Source organism: Staphylococcus intermedius NCTC 11048 (assembly GCF_002902385.1).
Taxonomy (GTDB): Bacteria; Bacillota; Bacilli; order Staphylococcales; family Staphylococcaceae; genus Staphylococcus; species Staphylococcus intermedius.
Map to the genome: position 1 here is coordinate 32,031 of NZ_PPQH01000018.1, position 22,133 is coordinate 54,163.

Consider the following 22,133-nt stretch of genomic DNA (forward strand, 5'->3'; position numbering starts at 1 on the left):
ATCAAACTATATTAATTTTATCATAATATGATGAAATATTTTAACTGTAAATGATTTTAGGTCACGTTAAACGCTTATGTATGTTACAATAATGTCAGTTTATGAATCCTTTCGATTTATAAAACGCCTATCCTATCATGTTTATAGGAAAAAACATGGATTGTAGGTGAGACAAATGAATTATCCTAATGGTAAGCCTTTTAAGCCAAGTCAGACTCAAGTCGGAAGTGCTCGGACAAACAAATCGAGTAAAATTAAATATGGTGGGCGCGGAATGACATTAGAAAATGATATTGAAAGCTCCAACCAATATTATTTAAATACAGGACGTGCTGTGATTCATAAGAAACCAACACCTGTGCAAATTGTCCATGTGGATTATCCAAAACGCAGTCAAGCTGTAATTAAAGAGGCTTATTTTCGAACGCCTTCAACTACTGATTATAATGGTGTTTATAAGGGCTATTACATTGATTTTGAGGCAAAGGAAACGAAAAACAAAACGTCTTTTCCGTTACAAAACATCCATGCGCATCAAGTTGAACATATGAAACAAGCAGTGGCTCATGGAGGAATTGTTTTTTTGCTACTCCGATTTAAAGGAATCAATGAAGTTTATCTCTTGCCGTTTAAGCGATTTTTTCCGTTTTGGGAGCGCTACTTAAATAATGGAAAAAAATCAATTAAGGTTGAAGAAATTCAAGAAAATGGTTACTATATTCCTTATCAGTATCAACCAAGATTAGATTACCTCAGTGCAATTGATAAGTTGATATTAGATGAAAGTGAGGACCGCTTATGACGGAAAAGAAAGGGACTTCTAAGCAAACGAAAAAGAAGTCCGATCAAAAAAAGAATAAGAACATCAAGCGTACGATCATTAAAGTGTTGAGCTTTTTAGTATTAGCATTTGTCATCTTAGCACTCTTATCTGTATTGCTTTTCGCATATTATGCTTGGAAAGCACCTGCATTTAATGAGTCTAAACTCCAGGATCCAAGCCCAGCAAAAATTTATGATAAAGATGACGAACTCGTTAAAACGCTTGATAATGGTGCAAGACGAGAACATGTGGATCTAAAAGATGTTCCAGATACGATGAAAGAGGCTGTACTTGCAACTGAAGACAACCGATTCTATGAACATGGTGCCCTAGACTATAAACGTTTATTCGGTGCCGTTTTGAAAAACATTACGGGTGGTTTTGGTTCACAAGGTGCTTCAACGTTGACACAACAAGTGGTTAAACGAACGTTTTTAACGGATCAAAAATCCATTGAACGTAAAGCACAAGAAGCGTATTTATCTTATCGTTTAGAACAGGAATATTCTAAAGATGAAATTTTCCAAATGTATCTTAACAAAATTTACTATTCTGATGGTGTATATGGCATTAAGGCTGCAGCAAGATACTACTTCGATAAAGACTTAAAAGACCTTAACTTAGCTGAATCTGCTTATCTTGCAGGTTTACCGCAAGTTCCAAACACATACAACATATACGATCATCCAGAAGAAGCTGAAAAACGTAAAGATACAGTATTGTACTTAATGGCTTATCACAACCGCATTTCTGAAAAAGAGAAAAAAGAAGCGCAAGATACGCCGATTACTGAAAATCTCGTACAACGTTCAGCTGAAGATAGACAAATCAAACCAGATGATGATTCAGAACAATACAACTCTTACGTAAACTTTGTGAAACAAGAGCTGATGAACAATCCTGAATTTAAAGGACAAAATTTATCAGACCTTCTTAACAGCGGTATCAAAATCTACACTTACATGGATAAAGATGCGCAAAACAGTTTACAAAATCGTATTGATAATGGTGGCTACTATAAAAATGATGATCAAATGGTAGGTTCGACTATCGTGGACAGCAAAACAGGTGCCCTCGCTGCGATTTCAGGTGGCCGTAACTACAAAGATGTCGTTGAGCGTAACCAAGCGACTGACGCACATCCAACTGGTTCGACATTAAAACCATTCTTGGCATATGGTCCTGCAATTGATAACATGCAATGGGCGACAAACCATTCTATCCAAGATGAATCAGCGTATAACATTGATGGTGCGACATTCAGAAACTATGACCAACAAAGTCATGGTACCGTGTCCATTTATGATGCACTACGTCAAAGTTTCAACATTCCTGCATTGAAAACATGGCAACAAGTTAAATCTCAAGCAGGTAATAACGCACCGACAGACTTTGCGAAAAAAGTTGGTTTAGAGTATGAAAATACGGATATTGGACCTTCAGAAGTATTAGGTGGTTCATCTTCTGAATTCTCACCTACTCAACTCGCATCAGCTTATGCATCGTTTGCAAATGGTGGTACGTATAACAAAGCGCATTCAATCAAAAAAGTAGTAGAAGCCAATGGAAATACGATTGAATTTGATTTTACGAGCCATAAAGCAATGAATGACTACACAGCTTACATGATTACTGAGATTTTAAAAGGTACATTTGAAGCTTACGGTTCTGCATATGGTAACAAAGTCGATGGCGTAAACATGGCTGCTAAAACAGGTACAGGTACGTATGGTGCAGAAACATATCAACAATACAATTTACCTGACTCAGCTGCGAAAGACGTTTGGATTTCAGGTTTTACACCGAAATATACAATGTCTGTATGGATGGGCTTTAGTGAAGTAAAACAATATGGTGAAAACTCATTTGTCGGCAGTAGCGAACAAAAATATCCACAATTACTTTTCAGAGATGTCATGAGTGATATTAGTCCACGTGACGGTTCAGACTTTACACGTCCTGACTCTGTTGCAGGTAGTGGTAAGAGCCTCTACGTTGCGAAGTCACCTGACGGCAATACAACAAGTAACTTTACAGAATCAAGTAATGGTACAAACAGTGGTTCAAGTTCTAACAACAATAGAAACGGCAACAACGGTCAGAATTTGAACAATGGTAATAGTAATTCACAACAAGGCAATAACGGTAATAATAATGGTATTTTCGGTAACTTATTTAATCGTTAAATGCTATATAAAAAGGAGCAGGGTTCATCCCCCGCTCCTTTTTTATATAGATTTCCAGTAATCATTTGTGCAAAACAAAATAAAAAAGGAAGACTGTAAAATGTAGCGTTTTACTCAGTCTTCCTTTAATTATGAAAACCATCAAATTTACGATAATCGATGACGTGCGCGATATGCCGCATACATCTTCACTAATTCGGATTTTAACGTCTTCATTTGTTGATATCCCATATAATGGTGCTTGCGTGTCTCTATATATGCAAAACGTTCATCAATATTGAATGGCACAATACGTAAACTGTCTTGATTCACAAGGCGATAATCTTGCACTTCATTGATCATATTAAAGTAACGGATTAACAAATCATAATAATCATCTAACAGTGTTATCGATACGTCACGGCCAATTTTGCGTTGTTTTGCGAATTCGTCTAATCTGCTTTCAATTTGCGACATATTTTCAATAATCTCTTGATGATTCATCATGAGGCATCTGCTGCCTTCTTCAATGATGCACGATAACGTTTCTGTCCTTCACGACAATCCTCAAACAATGGACAAGCACCGCACTTTGGTTTTTTCGCTAAACAGTGATAACGACCGAAAAAAATTAATTGATGGTGACTCTTCGTCCAACGTTCTCTCGGAATGATTGAAGTCAGTCGACGCTCTACTTCCGTCACACTATCCTTCCAACGACAAATGCCTAATCGTTTAGACACGCGTTCGACATGTGTATCGACCGCAAGAGCAGGTTCACCAAATGCGACACTCATGACGACGTTGGCTGTTTTTCTCCCAACACCTGCCAAGTTTTCAAGTTGTTCGTGTGTATGCGGCACTTCCCCATCGTATTGATCAAGTAAAGATTGCGATAATTTTTGAATATTTTTTGCTTTATTACGATAGAGCCCGATTGAGCGAATATCTTGCTGTAACTCTTCTAATTCTACTGCTAAATAGTCTTCAGGCGTGTGATACTTCTGAAACAAATCTTTTGTCACACGATTGACTGTGTTGTCAGTACATTGAGCTGAGAGTACAACAGCAATGGTTAATTCGAATGGATTTTGATGTACGAGTTCGCATTGTGCGTCCGGAAACATCTGATCAATAACATCAATCATTTCAAGTGCTTTCTTTTTACTTATCAAAAGGATTCTCTCCTTTCAGCCAATTAAATTTCGGAATGTGCTCTGTTTTTTCAGAAGATTGTTGAGGTTGCTTTTTAAATTTCTCCCTTATCGGTTGTGCGTCTTTCACTGTTGTGACATTATTTTTTTGCCAATTCAATAAAATACGATCAATGTATTTGAGTGATGGCTTTTGATGTGCCAGTGCTTCATCAATTGCAGCATCAATCAATTCAATAGCATAATGATCGACGTCAATCCATTGATTTAAATGTTCAATCTCTAATGGTGATAATGGGCGACCAAATGCCGTTTCGATTTTTTTAAACACGCGTTTAAAGGCTTCCTCTTCAGAAATTGTTTCTTTGGATTGTTCAATTTGTTTAAATACAGACGCCAATTGTTCGTAAAAACCATCAAGATTAATATATTCAGTAAATTTACCCTCACTATTTTTTTCGACGCGCATTGCTAACAAACCGAGCTGGATTAATTTTTGTATAATCGCAGTTACTTCTGAAGATTGCATCGTTGTCCCCTTTTTTAACATATCAATAGAAGGTTGTTCATTAGAAATTTCATAGGTATATAAAATTTTAATCAAAATCACTAAATCATTCTCGTTAAGACCTAATTCTTGATAATGCTCAAGCAATTCATAGCGAATCACAACAGGTCGTATTTGCAGTTCTCGTTGGTTCATTCATTCCCCTCCTATTACACATTTTGATGTGACAACAATGCGATTTTCAACAGTCTGCTTTAGATAGAATAAAAAGAGAGTGAGTGTGAAATTCTAATTGTAAAAGAATTTCATCCTCTCACCCTCGTAAAGGATGTAGTGCGTTTTAAACTATCCACATCGCCATACTATTATGGATATAAACGATTTAATAAACGTGGGAATGGTGACGTTTCACGCACATGTTCAACACCAGCGATCCATGCAACAGTACGTTCTAAACCTAAGCCAAAACCACTATGCGGCACACTACCATATTTACGTAAATCTAAGTAATATTGATAGCTTTCTGTATCGAGTTGATGTTCATCGATGCGTTGCTCTAATAACGCAAGGTCGTTAATACGCTCAGAGCCACCGATAATTTCACCATAGCCTTCAGGTGCAATTAAATCCGCACAAAGCACTGTGTCTTCATTTTCTGGATTTGGTTGCATGTAGAATGGTTTGATTTTTGTTGGATAGTTAACAATAAATACAGGCAAGTCGTAATGATTCGCAATAGCTGTTTCATGTGGTGCACCGAAGTCATCGCCCCATTCGATATCGTCAAAACCTGCTTCATGTAAAAACTTAATCGCATCGTCATAAGAAATACGTGGAAACGGCGCTTGTACTTTTTCTAATTTAGATGTGTCACGTTCTAATAATTTTAACTCAATTTTGCAGTTTTTAAGCACAGATTGTACAACATAAGTGACATAAGCTTCTTGCACTTCTAAGCTTTCCGCATGTGTTGTAAATGCCATTTCAGGTTCAATCATCCAGAATTCAATTAAATGACGACGTGTTTTTGACTTTTCAGCACGGAATGTCGGTCCAAATGAGAATACTTTACCATATGCCATCGCTGCTGCTTCCATATACAGTTGACCACTTTGTGATAAAAACGCATCTTCATCAAAGTATTTTGTATGGAACAATTCGCTTGTACCTTCTGGTGCACTCGCTGTTAAAATCGGTGGATCAATTTTTGTGAAGCCATTTTCATTGAAAAATTCATATGTTGCACGGATGATTTCGTTACGAATTTTCATCACAGCATGTTGTTTTTTAGAACGCAACCATAAGTGACGGTGATCCATTAAAAATTCAGTACCATGATTTTTAGGTGTAATCGGATAGTCGTGTGCTTCATGGATGATTTCGATGTTTTTGACTTGCATCTCATAACCCAAGTCTGAACGGTTGTCTTCAGTAATTTCACCAGTCACATATAAAGATGTTTCTTGTGTTAATGATTTCGCACGTTGGAAAATTTCCTCATCGACATCTGCTTTTACGACAACACCTTGCATAAATCCTGTACCGTCGCGTAATTGTAAGAATGCGATTTTACCGCTTGAACGTTTATTTGCGAGCCAAGCACCAATTGTGACTTCTTGGCCGATTTTATTCTTTGCTTCTTTAATCGTTGTTTTCATAACCATTCTCCTATATGTTTTAATACTGTTCTTATTTTAACAAAACTATTGCAGAACTTCTACCACATCATGATTGATTCAGCTGCGATTGCATTTTATGGAGTAATTGTCCAAATTGCTGTATGTTACCTTGATGTTGTTGAAAATGTGTGAATGTATTTTGGAAAAAGTGTCGATATTGACTATGCATCAAGCGATTATCAAAAGAAACCACAATCCCTTGATCATTTTCATTCCTCAATAATCGCCCTAGTCCTTGTCTAAATCGTAGGACAGCTTCAGGTAAAACATAATCCTTGAACACATTATTAAATTCATTGGCGAGTAACATCGGTTTGACAGCATGATGATTCATAAATGGTAATTTTGCAATCATGACACATTTAATGCCATGCGCTTGATAATCAAAACCTTCAAAAAATGTACTCGTTCCTAGTAATATCGCTTTATCAAAATGATTGAACTGTTGTACGATTTTATAATTTTGACTTTGTTGTTGCGATAAAATGACATAATCTTCAAATTCAGCCATTTGATTTAAATAATCCATGACGCTATACAACATTTTATAACTCGTGAAGAGCACGAGACACTTGCTATCTACAGTTGTTACATAACGTGCAATATATTCGACAATTGTTTGGATATACGCCTCTTGGTTTTGATAATTGTAGCGCTTGATATCATTCGGCACAAAAATATGGGCGTTGGCGTTATTTGTATGTTCTGACGTGATTTTGTATGTTTGGAAATGCACATCAGCTTCAAACCATTTTTGATAGTTTTTAAAAGAGCCATTAAACGTCAATGTGCCTGAAACGAATGAAATCGATTCGAACTGTTTTAAAATCTTTTCCGTTAACAATTGTTTAATCGATGCGTCCTTAATATGGATTTTAATCGTCGACTTTTGATGGATATTTTTTAATGATATATAAAATAAATGTCCTGCTTTAAGTCCTGTTTCGATTGCCCGTAATTGATCCACAATATATAACAAATGTTTACGTAACGTTTTAACCACTTTATGTTTCATATTATTGAAATGTTCAAGTGTGACATTAATTTTAGAAATATATTGATGCAGCAACGGAATGAGTTGATCACGTTCTAGATCATAGGCATAGTGTAATTTCGATGCTTCATCCTCATACAATTGTCCTTCATGTACTTGATTGAAAATGTGGTCAAAAAAGTGTTCGTTCATGTCATGAATTTCAATGATATCTTGTTTAATACTGAACACATCGATGGGTGGGATGTCTAATTCTTGTAAAATACGTTGCTGTTCAAGTTGGTCCACTTGTTTTAACAGTTTTTCGTTTTCTGTTTTGCCAATTAAGCCTAATTGATACTTGATGTCCGCATAACCGAATGCATGAATGGCACAGTCAATCGCATAATCAGGTAAGCGATGTGCTTCATCAATAATGCAATGTTTAAACATTTGATAAAGGGTATGCTCTGGGGATGAATATAATAAATGTGCATGGTTAGTTATCCCAATTTGAATTTGAGATGCATTGCTACGGATGTGATTGTAATAATGAAAGTCTTTACGTAGGGGCACATATGTTTCGATTTTTTGTTCAAAATACATTTTTTGACCGCCACGTAAACTCAGTTCTTGAATATCCCCTGTACGTGTTTCGAGTATCCACATGAGTAATTGCATTTTTAATAAATTGACATCATAGTTGGTTGTTTCATCTTTCAGCACTTGGCTAATCAGACCTAACGAAATATAATCTTGTTTACTTTTAATTAACGTCGCATTGATAGAGACATTAAGGGCTTCGTTAATTTTCGGAATATCCTGTAATAACAGCTGATTTTGCAACATTTTTGTATTTGTTGAAATCATGACATGTTCACCAGTTTCAATATAATACATCAATGATGCAACCAAATAAGCGAGTGATTTTCCACTGCCAGTATCTGCTTCTATGAGTGCTTTTTCGTTATGCATGAGCTGCTCGAACACAATTTGTGCCATATAAAGTTGCTCTTCACGATATTGATAATGACAGGCGTCAACTATTGTTTGATACAATGACGTCAAATCGCCATCAAATTGAATATGACCTTTTTCAAAATCGGGTGGTGCTTGATAATGAATTTGTTCAAATTGATTCGAACCCGTCATCTCTTTTGCTGCGTCATGTAATCGCACTTGTTCGAAAAAATAGTCATCCAACTGATATTTTAATTGTTTACTTAAATAATACAGTTGCTTTTTTGTGTTAACTGGTAAGACCTCAAACTTTTGAAACGCCAAAATCATAATTCGCGCTGTCGTATGTGCGTCTTCATCTGCGCGGTGTGCTTGTGTGAGTGGGATGCCTAATGATTCAGCCAACTCAGTCAATTGATAGCTTTTTTCTGTTGGAAATGCAATTTTAAAAAGTTCTAACGTATCAATGACTTTTTTCGGTTGATAATGAATATGGCATTTTTTGAATGAACGCTTTAAAAAATTGAGATCGAAATTCACGTTATGCGCGACGAAAACACAGTCTTTAATTTTCGTATAAATTTCATGTGCGACTTCTTTAAAATAAGGTGCTTGGTTTAACATTTCTTCTTCAATGGAAGTTAATGCTTGAATAAAAGTTGGAATTGTTAAGTCGGTTTTAATCATTGAGTGATATTGGTCAATAATTTGGTTGTTACGGACAAAAGTAATTCCAATTTGAATGATCTCATCATAATCTGCTTGGTTGCCTGTTGTTTCTAAATCGACAACAGCATAACAGGGTTGATGCGCCATATGCCCCCTCCTTTCTCTCTGTTTGGATTAAAAATCAATATCTGCACTCATTAAACGGTGGAAATCTCCATTACCATCAACGACAAGTAAGAAGCCTTGATCGTCAATTTCAATAACTTTACCGTAAAATTGTTGTTTGCCTTCTGTAAAGCGCAATGGTTTATTCCAAATATTTGAACGCTGAATATATTCATCTTTAATTGTCGTAAAGGGTTCAGTCAAAAATTGTTGATATCGCACGTCAATGCATTGCATCAAATGTTCTAAAAAGTCATAACGATTGACGTTTTGTCCATAGTGCAATTTAACGCTTGTTGCAGTCTGCCGTAATGTATCGTCAAAATCTTCTACGTCATGGTTTAAATTAATACCAATACCACAAATGACAGCTTCAATTCCATCTGCGTTTGCTACCATTTCCGTAAGAAAACCGCATACTTTTTGACCATCTATGTAAATATCATTAGGCCATTTAATTTCAACTTTTGATGTACTCAATGATTGAATCGCTTCACTAATCGCTAACGACATAAATAAGTTAAAAGTTGTCAGCATTGAAAAAGGGATGTTAGGTCTTAATACAAGTGACATCCACAATCCTTTCCCTTTTGAAGACTGCCATACACGTTTGAAGCGACCTTTTCCAGCTGTTTGCTCGTCACTTAGGATGAGCATCGTCCGATCATCATTCAAAATTGCCTTTTTAGCGACTTGTTGTGTGGAATCGACGGAAGGATAGGTTTGAAAATGTTCAATAAGCGATTGGTGTTTAAAAATTGAAGCCAAAATCCCATTATGCCATGTTGGTGGCAAAGTTTTGAGTTGATGTCCTTTATTGTGAATCGAATCAATAGAAAATCCTTCTGCTTTTAATTGGTCCATCGCTTTTTTAACCGTCATCCGCGAAATATTTAATTGTTCTGCAATCGTCTGTCCTGAAATATAATCAGGTCTTGCATCTGTTAATAATTCTAATATTTGATCAAGATATTTTGACATGTGTTCTCACCCATTCAATGATAGCTTCTGTTTGATTGTTGACTTGACGTTGAATCACAGCACATTCAACTCTGCGTAATACTTCTTTAATCCATGGTCCCCCTTTTAATTGGAACGCTTGCATGAGTAATTGACCATCTATAGCTAAATCTTGACGTGACTGAATAGGTAAATCACTCCAAACATTTTGTATGATTGCGCCATTTAAAATAACGGGTGATGCTATATGAATTTGATTATCTTCTAATACCGGTCGCAATGCATTGATTTTAAGTGCGACGTCAATGCCAAAATCGTATACAAATTGTTGGAGTTGAGTTCGAGTAGCAATGGTTTGCGCACTTTGAATGGCTGATACTAACGTTTGGATTGTTCGTACTTGTACATTACTAAGTTTTAAAGGTTTAAACGCTTGATGATCTGTGCGATAACTGAGAATGGCTAAAAAAGATTCGATATCGATAGGTGTATTCAGTACCATCGTTTCGACATCAATATCTCTGAAATACGGGATATAACGCCACATTTGTAATGAATGAAGTAACGGCAAAGTTTCGGCAATATATGCACCATTTACTAATAACCTCAATTCATTCATGATACGTTCAATGGATAAATATTCTAAATCTGCCATTTGGTGTGACATCGCTTCAAACGTTGCATCCTCAATCGTAAAGCCGAGTTGTGATTTAAATCGAAGCCCCCGTAATATTCTTAATGCGTCTTCATCAAAGCGAGTTTTTGCATCGCCCACCGTACGAATCATACGTTGTTCAATATCGCGTTCACCTTCAAAATGGTCAATTCGTTGATAATGTATATCCATCGCAATGGCATTCATCGTAAAATCACGTCGTTCCACATCTTGATACAGATCTCTTACAAAATAAACTTCTGTAGGTCGGCGATGGTCCACATATTCAGCTTCAGCACGAAAAGTTGTCACTTCATAATTTTCATGATTCCACACAACATTGATGGTGCCGTGTTCTTTGCCGATTGGAATCGTATGTTCAAAGAGTGTCTCGATTTCATCAGGTGTTGCATTCGTCGTCATATCTACATCATGGATAGGTCGATTCATAATAAAATCTCTCACTGAGCCACCAACAAAATATGCTTCATATCCATGTTGAATTAATCGCTCTAAAATGGGTTTGGCTAATTCAAATTGAGATCGATTCATGAACTACAAATCCCCTATCATTTTTTTATAGTAATGTTCATATTGGTCTGCGATAATTTGTGAATCAAAGCGTTCAGTAACATCTTTTAACATATTTTCACGTAACGATTGATACAATGCATCGTCTGTTAATAATTTTATCGCATAATCAGCTGCCGTTTGACTATCACCGATGTCGACTAAGAACCCTGTTTCGTTATGCTTAATCACTTCTTGAATGCCACCTGCCCTTGTTCCAATAGGCACGACACCTGTTTTCATCGCTTCTAACAAAGTCAGCCCAAAGCTTTCTTTCTCACTCATCAATAACACAATATCAGACATTTGATAAAAATTACTCATGCAATCTTGCTTTCCTAAAAAGAGTACGTCTTCAGAAAGTCCCATTTCACGTACTTTCATGCGCATATCTTGTAGTTCAGGACCGTCACCAATAAGTAACAATTTAGATTTAATGCGTTGGTGGACGAGCGCGAAAGTGTCAATCATCGTATCAATCCGTTTCACTTTTCGGAAATTCGACACATGGATAAAAACTTTTTCGTCTTGGCCAATACCATAACTCTCTTTTAAATCTGAATTGTAACCCGTTGGAAATTCGGATTCTCGGACAAAATTGTATATCGGAACAATCTCTTTTTGAGGCGCAATAATTTCATTGGTTTCCTTTTTTAGAGATTCACTGACGCTTGTTACAATATCACTTTGTTCAATACCGAATTTAATGGCATTTCGTAATGAATGATCGTAACCGAGCACTGTAATATCCGTCCCGTGCAAGGTCGTCATAATTTTAATATCTTTTCCAGACATTTGTCTCGCTAAAATCCCACAAATCGCATGTGGAATCGCATAATGCATGTGTAGTATATCTAGGTCATACTCATTAATGACATTTGCGATTTTCGTACTTAACGAAATATCATAAGGTGGATATTGGAATACTGCATATTGATTCACATCTACCTGATGAAAAGTGATATTAGGTACCGGTTTATTTAGGCGGAACGGCATATTTGAAGTAATAAAATGCACTTCATGCCCTCGTTCAGCCATTAAAATACCGAGTTCTGTTGCTATAATCCCTGAACCACCGACTGAGGGATAACAAGTGATGCCAATTTTCATATAAGTAATACTCCTTTATGTCTTTCTTTCAAACCGATTTTTATCTCGTTTGTTGAATTTTTCCATCGTTTGGTTAAAGCTTTCTGTCATATCGATATCGAGTGAATTTGCGAGACAAAGGAGAACAAATAGATTGTCACCGAGTTCAGCTTCGACTGTATTTTCGGCTTCACTGTCTTTTTTCTTTTTCTCTCCATGATAATGGTTGATTTCACGTGCGAGCTCGCCTACTTCTTCGGTTAAGCGGGCAAGGTTTGCGAGAGGAGAAAAATATCCTGTTTTAAACTGTGAAATGTATGTATCTACTTCTTTTTGCATATCGGAGAGTGATCGATTCATCATATGACATCCTTTCTGTTTTCATTCTTCTTTATCTTACATGAAATGTGTGGCATAGAGCAATCTATGCACCTTTTTAATGCATCAAACACGATTTTCTATAACAGTATAAAAAGAATCCCTTGTTACAAAAATAAAAAAAGAGCTGGGCGTATATCCCCCAACTCTTTTTGAAATATTATTGATCTGCTGAACGTGCGATTAAAATTAAACGAACAAGCTCAGCAACTGCAACGGCTGTCGCTGCAACGTATGTCATTGCTGCTGCTCTTAATACACGACCCGCATGCTTATATTCTTTTTCATTCACGATTTGCATTTTTTGGATTTGATTCATTGCACGTTTACTCGCGTCAAACTCGACTGGCAACGTGACAATGGAGAACAATACAGCAAATGCCATTAAGAAAATACCGATCCACAATGCAGTTGAACCAATTGCCATGTGTAAGGCAGTCATGATAATCCCAGCCATAATGAAAATATATGACAATGAACTACCGAGATTTGCAACAGGTACTAATGCAGTACGGAAACGTAGAAAGAAATAACCTTCGTAGTGCTGGATTGCATGCCCAACTTCATGAGCGGCAATTGCAGTTCCGGCAACACTTGGTTTATTGTAGTTTGAAGGTGATAACACTACGACTTTGTTTTTAGGGTCGTAATGGTCAGTTAAAAACCCTTGACCTTCTTTAACTTCGACATCATAGATGCCATTTGCGTGTAAAATTTCTAATGCTACGTCTCGTCCCGTCTTGCCACTTGTTGATCTAACTTGAGAGTATTTTTCATAGTTAGATTTAACTTGGTGTTGTGCATACATTGGGAGGATCATAATAATTACAAAATAAATAATCAAAGACATTAAAGACATTATGTTCACTCCTTTATAATATTATTGTACTGGTTACATCAAACTTGGTCAATCTTTTTACCCTTGCTGAGCTGATAAATGACAAATAAAATTGGGAGTACTGATAACCAGAAAGCGAGGTAACCAATTTGTGATTCGTAATGTCCGAGTCCACCATAGACCGGATATTGATGAAAAACATAATCTACCACATCATTATGGAAAATCCAAATGATAGCTACGGCTAAACTCATCAACGTAAATTTGAATTGTGGTAAAAATATTAATGCTTGAATGGCCATAATACCATGAGAAATGATGAGCATCACACCCATGATGTAAATCGTATTATCTTCTATAAATAACAGGAAATTCATCATGACTGCCCACACACCATATTTCAATAATGTGATGAAAGCAAGTGTATCAATGATGGCATTCTTTTTGTTCAATAAAAGTAACACCAAACTTATCACTAAAAATAGTGTCGCAGTTGGACTATCTGGAATAAATGGCCAAAAATACCATGGCGACCTTAAAAGCTGTGGTGCATACCAAATATAACCATAAATCGTCCCTAAAATATTGCTCACAATGACTAATATGAGTATGGGGCGTTGATAGATCAACATGTTTTGTAGCGCAGTCCACATAATAGGGTTACCTTTCGTCAATTGATGTTTAAGTTTCATCCGTGATGTGCCTCAACTTAATGAGATTTAAAAATTTAGTATAGTATTTAAATGATTCAATATCTTTCAAATTTAAACTTAAGTCAATATGTGATTTTAATAAGTGAATTAATTGTTGTTCCGTACTATAAGATAACTCGATGTGATACATATCATTGAAATAGTCATCGCCCTTTTGTGTTAGAAGCAGTTGTTGTAATAATAAATGGTCGAGCCTTGAATCACGTTGCACTTCACGACTTAAATGAATTTTAATATCGAGTTGGTGTGAACAATGAATCACTTTGTCAAATATTTCATTGGAATTCATTAACAGCGTCTCAGCATCACGATATTGAATGGCTATGACGGAAGCATCCGACACAGCCATTTCTAAAGTAGCATGTGATGATACAATCTGGTCAACAAAGCGAATTTTTTCAATCAATTCTTGGTTCGCTTTAATTAAATTAAGTAACCACACACTAATTCGAGATTTAAACTGATAATGAAAAAGTAAATACTCGATGAAATCACGCTTTTCAATATTTATACGCGTATTTTGCATATATGTTCACCTTATTGTAATCGCCCTTGTTCAGCATCCCATTCAGGGTTACCACTATCTTTTTGTAATAGCAATTGAAGTATAGACTTGGCTAGTTCAATTTGACCGATTTCAATGAGATAATAGTAGTAATCTTTTAGGAAATCAACATTGTCTCGCATCGATTCATACGCTAACTGATAGAAATGTTGCGCCTCTTTATCACGTTCTTCTTGTCCTAATGCATATGCGAGTTGCCACATAAATTGAGGGTCCATATCTTCTTCATCTACATACTGAACCAATTCAATTAAGGACTCGTAGTCTTCTTCATTGCGTAAAAAGTCAGCTAACATGAGTAATGGTTCTTGATAGCCAGGGTCCACTTCAAGCGCTTGTTTCAACAAAGTGACACCTTCATTTTGATCCCCGTGTTCGATTTGCAATGCACCCGTACTATACATCAATTCTTTATAAAACTGGTTGAGACGTAATCCTTCTTGACCGATTTCAATCGCATCCGCAAAAGTTTTTTCATTTTCATAAAGTTGCTGTAAATAGTAATAGCCTTGAATAAAGTCGGGATCTTTTTGAAGTAATGTTTTCACCAATTTGATGGCTTCATGTGTCATGTCATTTTTCTCATATGCAATTGCCTTTTTAAGATAATCTTCTGAAGTCAGTTCATTGTCATTGATTTCATCAAACCAACGTAATGCATCGGTATAGTTTCCACTTTGAAGGCTACTGTCGGCTAAACGTGAAAATAAATTAATGCCATTGACTTCATATTCTCCACTTTCGAGTACGGTGTCATACTCTCGTGATGCACGTAAATATTGACCATCATAATAAAGCAATTCAGCTAATGCGAAATGAACGATTGGATCAGCCGGTTGCAACTCAATGGCTTGTTCGATTTTTTCAATCGCAATATCTATCATATTAATTTGTTGATATAAATCAGCTTCTAACATCAAGCGTTCAGGCGTTAGAGGTACCTCATTTAAAAATTCTAATGCTTCATCTGTTTGATTTTCTGAAATGAGACCATCAATAAAATAGATTAGAATTTCATCTTCATCTGGATATTTCATATAAAGCGTTCGAAAAACTTCAAGTCCTTGGGGTGTGAGTCCAAATTGATATAATGTCTCACCAAGGACAAACAATGCATCATCGTTATCTGTTTGTAACGCTTCCTGAACGCGAGAATCTAATTGATCTAATTTCTGTAGGTTGATATCGTCAATTAATTTGTAGATATCTTGCATACTATCCCTCATTTTCTAATTGTTTGAGTAGTGGTAAAAACCCTGGGAATGACACATTGACACTTTCGAATTGAGCAATTTCAATCGGTTCAGATGTCATGAGTGAAGCGACTGCTAACATCATACCAATGCGATGATCATTATGACTGTTAACAGGTTGCATGTGACTGATTGTTGACGGTTCGATGATGAGACCGTCGTCAGTTGGCTCAAGTTTTAAACCTAATTTTTTGAGTTCGCTTGCTGTTGTGTCAATACGGTTGGTTTCTTTCACTTTTAATTCTTCAGCATCTTTTATGATACTCGAACCATTCGCTTGTGTACAGAGTAACGCAATCGTTGGCAGTTCATCAATACATCTTGGAATCAAGGTGCCGCCGATTTCGATTCCTTTTAAGTTGGGTGTATATTGCACACGGATCGTCGCAGTAGGCTCTGGACCATTTGTTTGATTTGACAGAGAGATATTCCCACCCATACGTTCAACAATTTCGATAATACCATCTCGAGTTGGATTGATACCGACATTATGAAGTGTGATGTCACTTCCTGGTGTAATTAATGCGGCTACAATGAGAAAGACTGCCGATGAAATATCTCCAGGTACTTCGAAGTCTCGAGGTGTGATGTGATGGATACCTTCACCTGGAAGTGTCACTGTTAATCCTTCAGTTTGAATAGGAATGCCATAATGGGCAAACATGGTCTCAGTATGGTTACGAGACATATCGATTTCCTTGATCGTCGTTGTTTCACTTGCAAAAAGACTCGCAAATAAAATGGCGCTTTTCACTTGTGCGCTTGCAACAGGCATATCATAAGTGATGCCCTTCACCTTACTTGGACCTATAATAAGCGGTGTGTAGTTATCGTCCACACCAGTAATGTTAACATTCATTTGTCGAAGCGGTTGAAGTACGCGGTCCATGGGTCTATTACCGATGGATACATCTCCAGACAGTACGCTTTGAATACCTAGCCCCCCAAGTAAGCCGGCCATCAAACGTGTCGTTGTACCTGAATTTCCGGTATATAAAGTTTGATGCGGTGTTTGAAAATGGGCATAACCTGGTGAATCAATCGTAATGGCTTCTGCTGTCATTTCCATTTTAACGCCTAACGTTTCAAATATTTTGGCGGTGCGTAAACAATCTTCGCCGAGTAAGGGCTGGTGGATGACAGAACGACCTTTTGCTATCGAAGCAAGCATAATTGCGCGATGTGTCATAGATTTGTCGCCAGGTACGGATACTTCACCAATAAGTGGTCCGTTAATCATTATTTTCTCCATCTAATTCACCTCCATATATTGTTGTTTCAATGTCTCAAGTGCAAGTTCTAAAATAGGTGTTTCAACGTGCTTAACGATAGGTTTACCGATATCTTGTAATAGGACCATACGTACACCCTTTGCGTCATTTTTCTTATCATTCAACATCAGCTGCAATAATGGTTCGAATTCGAATTGGCGAATCACTTCTAACGGATAGCCTAAAGCTTTGAAATAGTTCATGTAATGTGGAATATCAAATTGCGTGTCCAATAATAGGTTTGAAACGATAAATTGATATAGAATCCCCATCATGACCGCGTGACCATGTGCGAGCTGATATTGGTATTCAATCGCATGGCCAAACGTATGGCCTAAGTTTAAAAATTGACGTTGTCCACGCTCTTTTTCATCGTTTAATACAATCTGGAGTTTCGTTTGAATCCCGTTGATTAAATGTTGTTCGAGTCCTTGTAAAGTTTTTAAATGCGCATGGTTAGGATAAGCATTTTCTAGTGTATTCACAGCATGTGCGTCATTCAACAATGCATGTTTATACACTTCACCATAACCACTTAAAATTTCTGAATAAGGCAATGAAGTAAGAAACTCCAAATCGTAAATGACAGCTTTTGGGCGATGAAAGGCTCCAATAAGGTTTTTACCATGAGCCGTATTAATGCCTACTTTACCTCCAATACTCGAATCGTGGGCAAGTATCGTTGTAGGGACTTGAATAAAATCAACACCACGTAATAATGTTGCTGCTAGAAAACCAACGAAATCTCCGGTTGCACCGCCACCAATCGCAATGAGACACGTGTTGCGAGTAGGTCGATGTGCAAGGAGTGCCTCAATATATTGTTCATATTGCGGCATATACTTCACTTGTTCGCCTGAAGGAATTTGAAATGTTGTATAGTCATGCCTATTGACGAAACGAGAAATTTTACTTTCCCATACTGAATAGACGTTTTGATCAATAAACACAAAAACATGTTGATAGTCAGAAACGAACGTATCTAATTGGTCTAATGCAGCATGTTCAATAATAATCGGATAGTTCTGGTCCGGATATGTCGTAGTTAATTGCATCGTTTATCACCTATCATTTAAAAAGTTTGGTTCAGTTCGCGTCTTTCGGCAACTTGTTGTGCGAGTCGTGAAAAATCATGAGAACCAAATTCCTCTAAAATACTTCTCGCAATTTCATATGAGACTGCATGTTCACAAACAATACTTGCTGCTGGCACCGCGCAACTGTCTGAGCGTTCAATTGTCGCTTTAAAAGGTGCTTTAGAGTCAATGTCAACAGACGCAAGCGGTTTATATAATGTTGGAATAGGCTTCATCACACCATTGACAATAATCGGCATACCATTGGACATACCGCCTTCTAAACCACCGAGATGATTAGATGCTCTGTAGTAACCTTGCTCCTCAGAGTATAAAATAGGATCTTGAATTTCACTTCCGAGTTTCTCAGCAGCTTTGAAGCCTTCACCGAAACTCACACCTTTGAACGCATTAATACCAACGACACTCTGCGCAATACGACCATCAAGTTTTCTATCATAGTGCACATAGCTACCGATTCCGATTGGCATATGGTCAACGATGACTTGTACCACACCACCGATAGAATCACCTTCTTTTTTGGCACTATCAATTTTATCCCGAATGGCTTGTGCAATGCTGTCGTCAATCACACGGACATCGTTTTTATCAACGTTTTCAATAATCGTTTGAATATCGTAAAGGCCCTCGTCTTTAATGCCTCCAATTTCAACGACACGACTATAAACATCTATGCCTAATTGTTTCAATAATTGCTTACAAAGTGCACCAACCGCAACACGTGCCGCTGTTTCACGTGCAGATGAACGTTCAAGTACATTACGTAAGTCGCGATGATTGTATTTCATCCCACCAACTAAATCTGCATGCCCTGGTCTAGGTTTTGTAATGACACGTTTCATATTTTCTTGTTCTTCTTCAGAAATAGGTGCAGCACCCATGATATTGCGCCAATGTGTAAAATCATCATTTTTAATGACTATCGTGACAGGACTGCCTAATGTATAACCATGACGTACACCTGAGACGATTTCTACTGTATCTTTTTCAATTTGCATACGGCGGCCTCTTCCGTACCCTCCTTGACGTTTAAACATTTCTTCATTGATTTGATCAATATCAATGGACATATTTGCTGGTAGCCCTTCAATAATAACCGTTAATTGTGGACCATGTGATTCTCCTGACGTTAAAAATCTTAACATGATGAGCACTCCCCCTACCTTTTAATTCATATGTCTCATATCATAGCATAAAATGAAAAATAAATTAATAGAAAACACTTTCGCTATTCACCGCTTTTAACTATTAAAGTGGAAAGGAGATTTTTTGATTTAGTAATAAAGTAAAAAATCACTAGAAATATTCCATTCAGTCAGAGGTATATGACGAGCTGTGCAACGCGATAAAGATCGGTTGGTATAAAAAATGAGGGGCTCAGACATTTGATGTCCGAGCCCCGTGATGCGTGCTTAAATCCTACGCTTCATATAACCATGTTTCATCTGGTGTATGGTATGAACTGATTTCTTCGTCTTTAAACCAAAGTGCAATTTCACGTTCAGCCGATGCCACTGAGTCTGAACCGTGAATGACATTACGCCCAACCGTTAAACCTAAATCTCCACGAATAGAACCAGGTGTCGCTTCAGAAGGATTCGTACTACCAATGATATGACGTGCAACTGCCACAGCGTTTTCACCTTCTACAACCATCGCAAAAACGGGTGCTGAAGTAATGAAAGAAATCAATGAATCGTAAAATGGTTTTCCTTCATGTTCACCATAATGTGTTTCAGCTAAAGATTGTGGTACGGTCATTAATTTTGCTCCAACAAGCTTTAATCCTTTTTGTTCGATGCGTTGAACAATTTCACCAATTAATTTACGTTGTACCGCGTCCGGTTTAATCATTACAAAACTTTTTTCCATGATGCGCAATGCCCCCTGTGTTTTTATGTATTACAAGAATATCCTATCATTTGTTTAAAGCGCTTTCAACAGGAAAGGTGATTAATTCATTCTGTTTTGTAGTCTTTTTATTAATTTTCTAAAATGTGGTTTAATCTCGTTTTTTGGTAGTGTTTCAAGTAGCGCCGAAGCTTTATCTAAATATTTTTGACTCACTTCTAAAGATTGAGAAATCGATTTTGATTGACGTATTTGTTCAATGCACCAGTCAAAGTCTTCGGTCGGTGAATTCGGCGTTAATGTTGCCACCTTTTCCTTTAATTCTACATGATGTTTCATAGCTAATAATACAGGAAGTGTCATATGGCCATTACGTAAATCGCTTCCGACAGGCTTGCCGAGTTTCTTTTCTGTGCTAGTAAAATCTAAAACATCGTCCACAATTTGGAAACTCATGCCGATATGATGCCCAATATCACGCATCTTTCTAATCGTTTCTGTGTCAGCTTGTGAACTCATCGCGCCGACTTCGGTAGCAAGTTGCATTAATAGTGCAGTTTTACGATTGATACGTCGTAAATAATTCGTAATGGACTGTTCTGCTCTAAATTGATCTTGAAATTGGAAAAGTTCACCACGACATACTTCGATAATCGCCGACGACAAAGTTTGATGGATACGGCTATCTTGAATATAAGATAAATGTTCTAAAGCACGTGCAAGTAGAAAATTACCGGTTAAAATTGCAGTCGGTTGATCCCATTTCTTTTCGATTGTTAACCTTCCACGTCGTTTATCACTATAGTCAATCACATCATCATGAACAAGCGTTGCCATATGGATTAATTCTAAAGCAGTAGCAACCCGATATGTCGCATCATTGGCAGGATTTTCACCCACATGGCTACTTAAAATCACGAATAGCGGTCGTACACGCTTACCGCCTGATGATAAAAGGTGATCTGCAGCACTTTGGAGTGTTGAATCCTCAGATTGAATCAACTGTTTCAAAGTATTTTCAATTTTTTTAATTTCCTGATTCAAATTTAATTTCGACATGCATAATCACCTTTTAATTAATTCGTTTTGGGTTTATAAGCTAAGTGCATGGCAGCGACGCCACCTGTAAAACTACGGACTTTGACATTTTCAAAGTTCACGCTTTCAAACATCTGCTTTAAAGTTTCGCGATCAGGGAAATCAAACGCAGACTGTTGAAGCCATTCGTATTCTTGTTTTGATTTCGCAAAAATTTTACCAAAGATAGGCATTACAAATTTAAAATACAAACGGTAACCTTGCTTGAAAACAGGCATAGTCGGTTGACTTGTTTCTAGGCATACCGCCATTCCACCTGGTTTTAGGACGCGATACATTTCTGACAATGCTTGGGTATAATCAGGAATATTGCGTAAACCAAACCCGATTGTTACATAATCAAATGAATTGTCGTCGAACGGCAAAGCCATTGCGTCACCTTGAACAAGACGGATGTTGTCCATATGCGCCGTTTTTTCTTCACCGACTTTCAACATGTTTTCACTGAAGTCGAGTCCTGTTACTTCACCTTCTGGTCCTACAGATTGGCTTAAAGCAATGGTCCAATCGGCAGTACCACAACAAACGTCTAATGCGATTTTACCTGGTTGAACATCCATTTCTTTCATTACCTTCTTACGCCACACTTTATGTTGTTCGAAGCTAATAATATTATTTAAACGGTCATATTTGCCAGAAATATTTTGGAATACTTCATGGACTTGTGCTTTGTTTGCCTTATTTTTAGTCATTTTGAAA

Annotated in this window: 21 protein-coding genes; 2 read left to right on the top strand and 19 right to left on the bottom strand. The window is 37.0% G+C overall.

From position 1 onward, the window contains the following. The first annotated feature begins 175 nt into the window (after window positions 1–175). On the top strand, window positions 176–802 hold the full coding sequence (recU, locus tag CD138_RS04630) for a Holliday junction resolvase RecU (RefSeq protein ID WP_019167621.1): 627 nt from the start codon (window positions 176–178) through the stop codon (window positions 800–802). Beyond that, window positions 799–3,009, top strand: a complete 2,211-nt coding sequence (locus CD138_RS04635) for a transglycosylase domain-containing protein (RefSeq protein WP_019167620.1) — start codon at window positions 799–801, stop codon at window positions 3,007–3,009. The genes recU and CD138_RS04635 overlap by 4 nt, the downstream gene beginning before the upstream one ends. 147 nt (window positions 3,010–3,156) lie before the next feature. On the opposite strand, the gene CD138_RS04640 is transcribed toward CD138_RS04635, so the two are convergent. The 19 genes from CD138_RS04640 to CD138_RS04730 form a co-directional block, all read right to left on the bottom strand. After that, window positions 3,157–3,492: a YpoC family protein gene (locus tag CD138_RS04640; RefSeq protein ID WP_026066785.1), complete on the bottom strand. Its 336-nt coding sequence runs from the start codon at window positions 3,490–3,492 to the stop codon at window positions 3,157–3,159. Beyond that, window positions 3,492–4,163 (bottom strand): endonuclease III, encoded by a 672-nt coding sequence (gene nth / locus CD138_RS04645; protein WP_019167618.1) that lies wholly within the window; start codon window positions 4,161–4,163, stop codon window positions 3,492–3,494. Before nth ends, CD138_RS04640 begins: the two co-directional genes overlap by 1 nt. Continuing rightward, complete coding sequence (locus CD138_RS04650) at window positions 4,153–4,845, bottom strand: DnaD domain-containing protein (protein WP_019167617.1); 693 nt, start codon at window positions 4,843–4,845, stop codon at window positions 4,153–4,155. Before CD138_RS04650 ends, nth begins: the two co-directional genes overlap by 11 nt. Window positions 4,846–5,015: 170 nt before the next feature. After that, the gene (asnS, locus tag CD138_RS04655; protein ID WP_019167616.1) at window positions 5,016–6,308 is read right to left on the bottom strand and encodes an asparagine--tRNA ligase; all 1,293 of its coding nucleotides are present in this window, start codon (window positions 6,306–6,308) and stop codon (window positions 5,016–5,018) included. A gap of 67 nt (window positions 6,309–6,375) precedes the next feature. Beyond that, window positions 6,376–9,078 (bottom strand): helicase C-terminal domain-containing protein, encoded by a 2,703-nt coding sequence (locus CD138_RS04660; protein ID WP_019167615.1) that lies wholly within the window; start codon window positions 9,076–9,078, stop codon window positions 6,376–6,378. 27 nt (window positions 9,079–9,105) lie between these two features. Next, window positions 9,106–10,077, bottom strand: a complete 972-nt coding sequence (locus tag CD138_RS04665) for a biotin--[acetyl-CoA-carboxylase] ligase (RefSeq protein WP_019167614.1) — start codon at window positions 10,075–10,077, stop codon at window positions 9,106–9,108. Next, window positions 10,061–11,263, bottom strand: a complete 1,203-nt coding sequence (locus tag CD138_RS04670) for a CCA tRNA nucleotidyltransferase (protein ID WP_019167613.1) — start codon at window positions 11,261–11,263, stop codon at window positions 10,061–10,063. The genes CD138_RS04665 and CD138_RS04670 overlap by 17 nt, the downstream gene beginning before the upstream one ends. Before the next feature lie 3 nt (window positions 11,264–11,266). Beyond that, the gene (gene bshA, locus CD138_RS04675; protein ID WP_019167612.1) at window positions 11,267–12,391 is read right to left on the bottom strand and encodes an N-acetyl-alpha-D-glucosaminyl L-malate synthase BshA; all 1,125 of its coding nucleotides are present in this window, start codon (window positions 12,389–12,391) and stop codon (window positions 11,267–11,269) included. Between the two features lie 15 nt (window positions 12,392–12,406). Continuing rightward, a complete protein-coding gene (locus tag CD138_RS04680; RefSeq protein WP_019167611.1) occupies window positions 12,407–12,730 on the bottom strand; it encodes a nucleotide pyrophosphohydrolase in 324 nt (107 codons plus the stop codon). A gap of 178 nt (window positions 12,731–12,908) precedes the next feature. Further along, on the bottom strand, window positions 12,909–13,607 hold the full coding sequence (locus CD138_RS04685; RefSeq protein ID WP_019167610.1) for a zinc metallopeptidase: 699 nt from the start codon (window positions 13,605–13,607) through the stop codon (window positions 12,909–12,911). Between the two features lie 38 nt (window positions 13,608–13,645). After that, window positions 13,646–14,239 (bottom strand): DUF1405 domain-containing protein, encoded by a 594-nt coding sequence (locus tag CD138_RS04690; protein ID WP_026066783.1) that lies wholly within the window; start codon window positions 14,237–14,239, stop codon window positions 13,646–13,648. 28 nt (window positions 14,240–14,267) lie between these two features. After that, the gene (locus CD138_RS04695; RefSeq protein ID WP_019167608.1) at window positions 14,268–14,825 is read right to left on the bottom strand and encodes a YpiB family protein; all 558 of its coding nucleotides are present in this window, start codon (window positions 14,823–14,825) and stop codon (window positions 14,268–14,270) included. Window positions 14,826–14,836: 11 nt separating this feature from the next. Beyond that, the gene (locus CD138_RS04700; protein ID WP_019167607.1) at window positions 14,837–16,078 is read right to left on the bottom strand and encodes a tetratricopeptide repeat protein; all 1,242 of its coding nucleotides are present in this window, start codon (window positions 16,076–16,078) and stop codon (window positions 14,837–14,839) included. A 1-nt stretch (window position 16,079) separates the two neighbouring features. Then, window positions 16,080–17,369 (bottom strand): 3-phosphoshikimate 1-carboxyvinyltransferase, encoded by a 1,290-nt coding sequence (aroA, locus tag CD138_RS04705; RefSeq protein ID WP_019167606.1) that lies wholly within the window; start codon window positions 17,367–17,369, stop codon window positions 16,080–16,082. Next, window positions 17,370–18,443 (bottom strand): 3-dehydroquinate synthase, encoded by a 1,074-nt coding sequence (aroB, locus tag CD138_RS04710; protein WP_019167605.1) that lies wholly within the window; start codon window positions 18,441–18,443, stop codon window positions 17,370–17,372. 17 nt (window positions 18,444–18,460) lie between these two features. Beyond that, a complete protein-coding gene (aroC, locus tag CD138_RS04715; RefSeq protein WP_019167604.1) occupies window positions 18,461–19,630 on the bottom strand; it encodes a chorismate synthase in 1,170 nt (389 codons plus the stop codon). Between the two features lie 274 nt (window positions 19,631–19,904). After that, window positions 19,905–20,357 carry a nucleoside-diphosphate kinase gene (ndk, locus tag CD138_RS04720; protein ID WP_019165294.1) on the bottom strand — a complete coding sequence of 151 codons (453 nt, stop codon included), beginning with the start codon at window positions 20,355–20,357 and terminating at the stop codon, window positions 19,905–19,907. Between the two features lie 81 nt (window positions 20,358–20,438). Then, window positions 20,439–21,395 carry a polyprenyl synthetase family protein gene (locus tag CD138_RS04725; RefSeq protein WP_019167603.1) on the bottom strand — a complete coding sequence of 319 codons (957 nt, stop codon included), beginning with the start codon at window positions 21,393–21,395 and terminating at the stop codon, window positions 20,439–20,441. A 17-nt stretch (window positions 21,396–21,412) separates the two neighbouring features. Next, entirely contained in the window at window positions 21,413–22,126 is a 714-nt protein-coding gene (locus CD138_RS04730) for a demethylmenaquinone methyltransferase (RefSeq protein WP_019167602.1), read from the bottom strand. Window positions 22,127–22,133 lie beyond the last annotated feature (7 nt).

What these genes read in the sequence shown, in the direction of transcription:
- recU (WP_019167621.1), top strand. Translation starts at nt 176, where the DNA reads ATGAATTATCCTAATGGTAAGCCTTTTAAGCCAAGTCAGACTCAAGTC.
- CD138_RS04635 (WP_019167620.1), top strand. Translation starts at nt 799, where the DNA reads ATGACGGAAAAGAAAGGGACTTCTAAGCAAACGAAAAAGAAGTCCGAT.
- CD138_RS04640 (WP_026066785.1), bottom strand. Translation starts at nt 3,492, where the DNA reads ATGAATCATCAAGAGATTATTGAAAATATGTCGCAAATTGAAAGCAGA.
- CD138_RS04650 (WP_019167617.1), bottom strand. Translation starts at nt 4,845, where the DNA reads ATGAACCAACGAGAACTGCAAATACGACCTGTTGTGATTCGCTATGAA.
- asnS (WP_019167616.1), bottom strand. Translation starts at nt 6,308, where the DNA reads ATGAAAACAACGATTAAAGAAGCAAAGAATAAAATCGGCCAAGAAGTC.
- CD138_RS04660 (WP_019167615.1), bottom strand. Translation starts at nt 9,078, where the DNA reads ATGGCGCATCAACCCTGTTATGCTGTTGTCGATTTAGAAACAACAGGC.
- CD138_RS04665 (WP_019167614.1), bottom strand. Translation starts at nt 10,077, where the DNA reads ATGTCAAAATATCTTGATCAAATATTAGAATTATTAACAGATGCAAGA.
- CD138_RS04670 (WP_019167613.1), bottom strand. Translation starts at nt 11,263, where the DNA reads ATGAATCGATCTCAATTTGAATTAGCCAAACCCATTTTAGAGCGATTA.
- bshA (WP_019167612.1), bottom strand. Translation starts at nt 12,391, where the DNA reads ATGAAAATTGGCATCACTTGTTATCCCTCAGTCGGTGGTTCAGGGATT.
- CD138_RS04680 (WP_019167611.1), bottom strand. Translation starts at nt 12,730, where the DNA reads ATGAATCGATCACTCTCCGATATGCAAAAAGAAGTAGATACATACATT.
- CD138_RS04685 (WP_019167610.1), bottom strand. Translation starts at nt 13,607, where the DNA reads ATGTCTTTAATGTCTTTGATTATTTATTTTGTAATTATTATGATCCTC.
- CD138_RS04690 (WP_026066783.1), bottom strand. Translation starts at nt 14,239, where the DNA reads ATGTGGACTGCGCTACAAAACATGTTGATCTATCAACGCCCCATACTC.
- CD138_RS04695 (WP_019167608.1), bottom strand. Translation starts at nt 14,825, where the DNA reads ATGCAAAATACGCGTATAAATATTGAAAAGCGTGATTTCATCGAGTAT.
- CD138_RS04700 (WP_019167607.1), bottom strand. Translation starts at nt 16,078, where the DNA reads ATGCAAGATATCTACAAATTAATTGACGATATCAACCTACAGAAATTA.
- aroA (WP_019167606.1), bottom strand. Translation starts at nt 17,369, where the DNA reads ATGGAGAAAATAATGATTAACGGACCACTTATTGGTGAAGTATCCGTA.
- aroB (WP_019167605.1), bottom strand. Translation starts at nt 18,443, where the DNA reads ATGCAATTAACTACGACATATCCGGACCAGAACTATCCGATTATTATT.
- aroC (WP_019167604.1), bottom strand. Translation starts at nt 19,630, where the DNA reads ATGTTAAGATTTTTAACGTCAGGAGAATCACATGGTCCACAATTAACG.
- ndk (WP_019165294.1), bottom strand. Translation starts at nt 20,357, where the DNA reads ATGGAAAAAAGTTTTGTAATGATTAAACCGGACGCGGTACAACGTAAA.
- CD138_RS04725 (WP_019167603.1), bottom strand. Translation starts at nt 21,395, where the DNA reads ATGTCGAAATTAAATTTGAATCAGGAAATTAAAAAAATTGAAAATACT.
- CD138_RS04730 (WP_019167602.1), bottom strand. Translation starts at nt 22,126, where the DNA reads ATGACTAAAAATAAGGCAAACAAAGCACAAGTCCATGAAGTATTCCAA.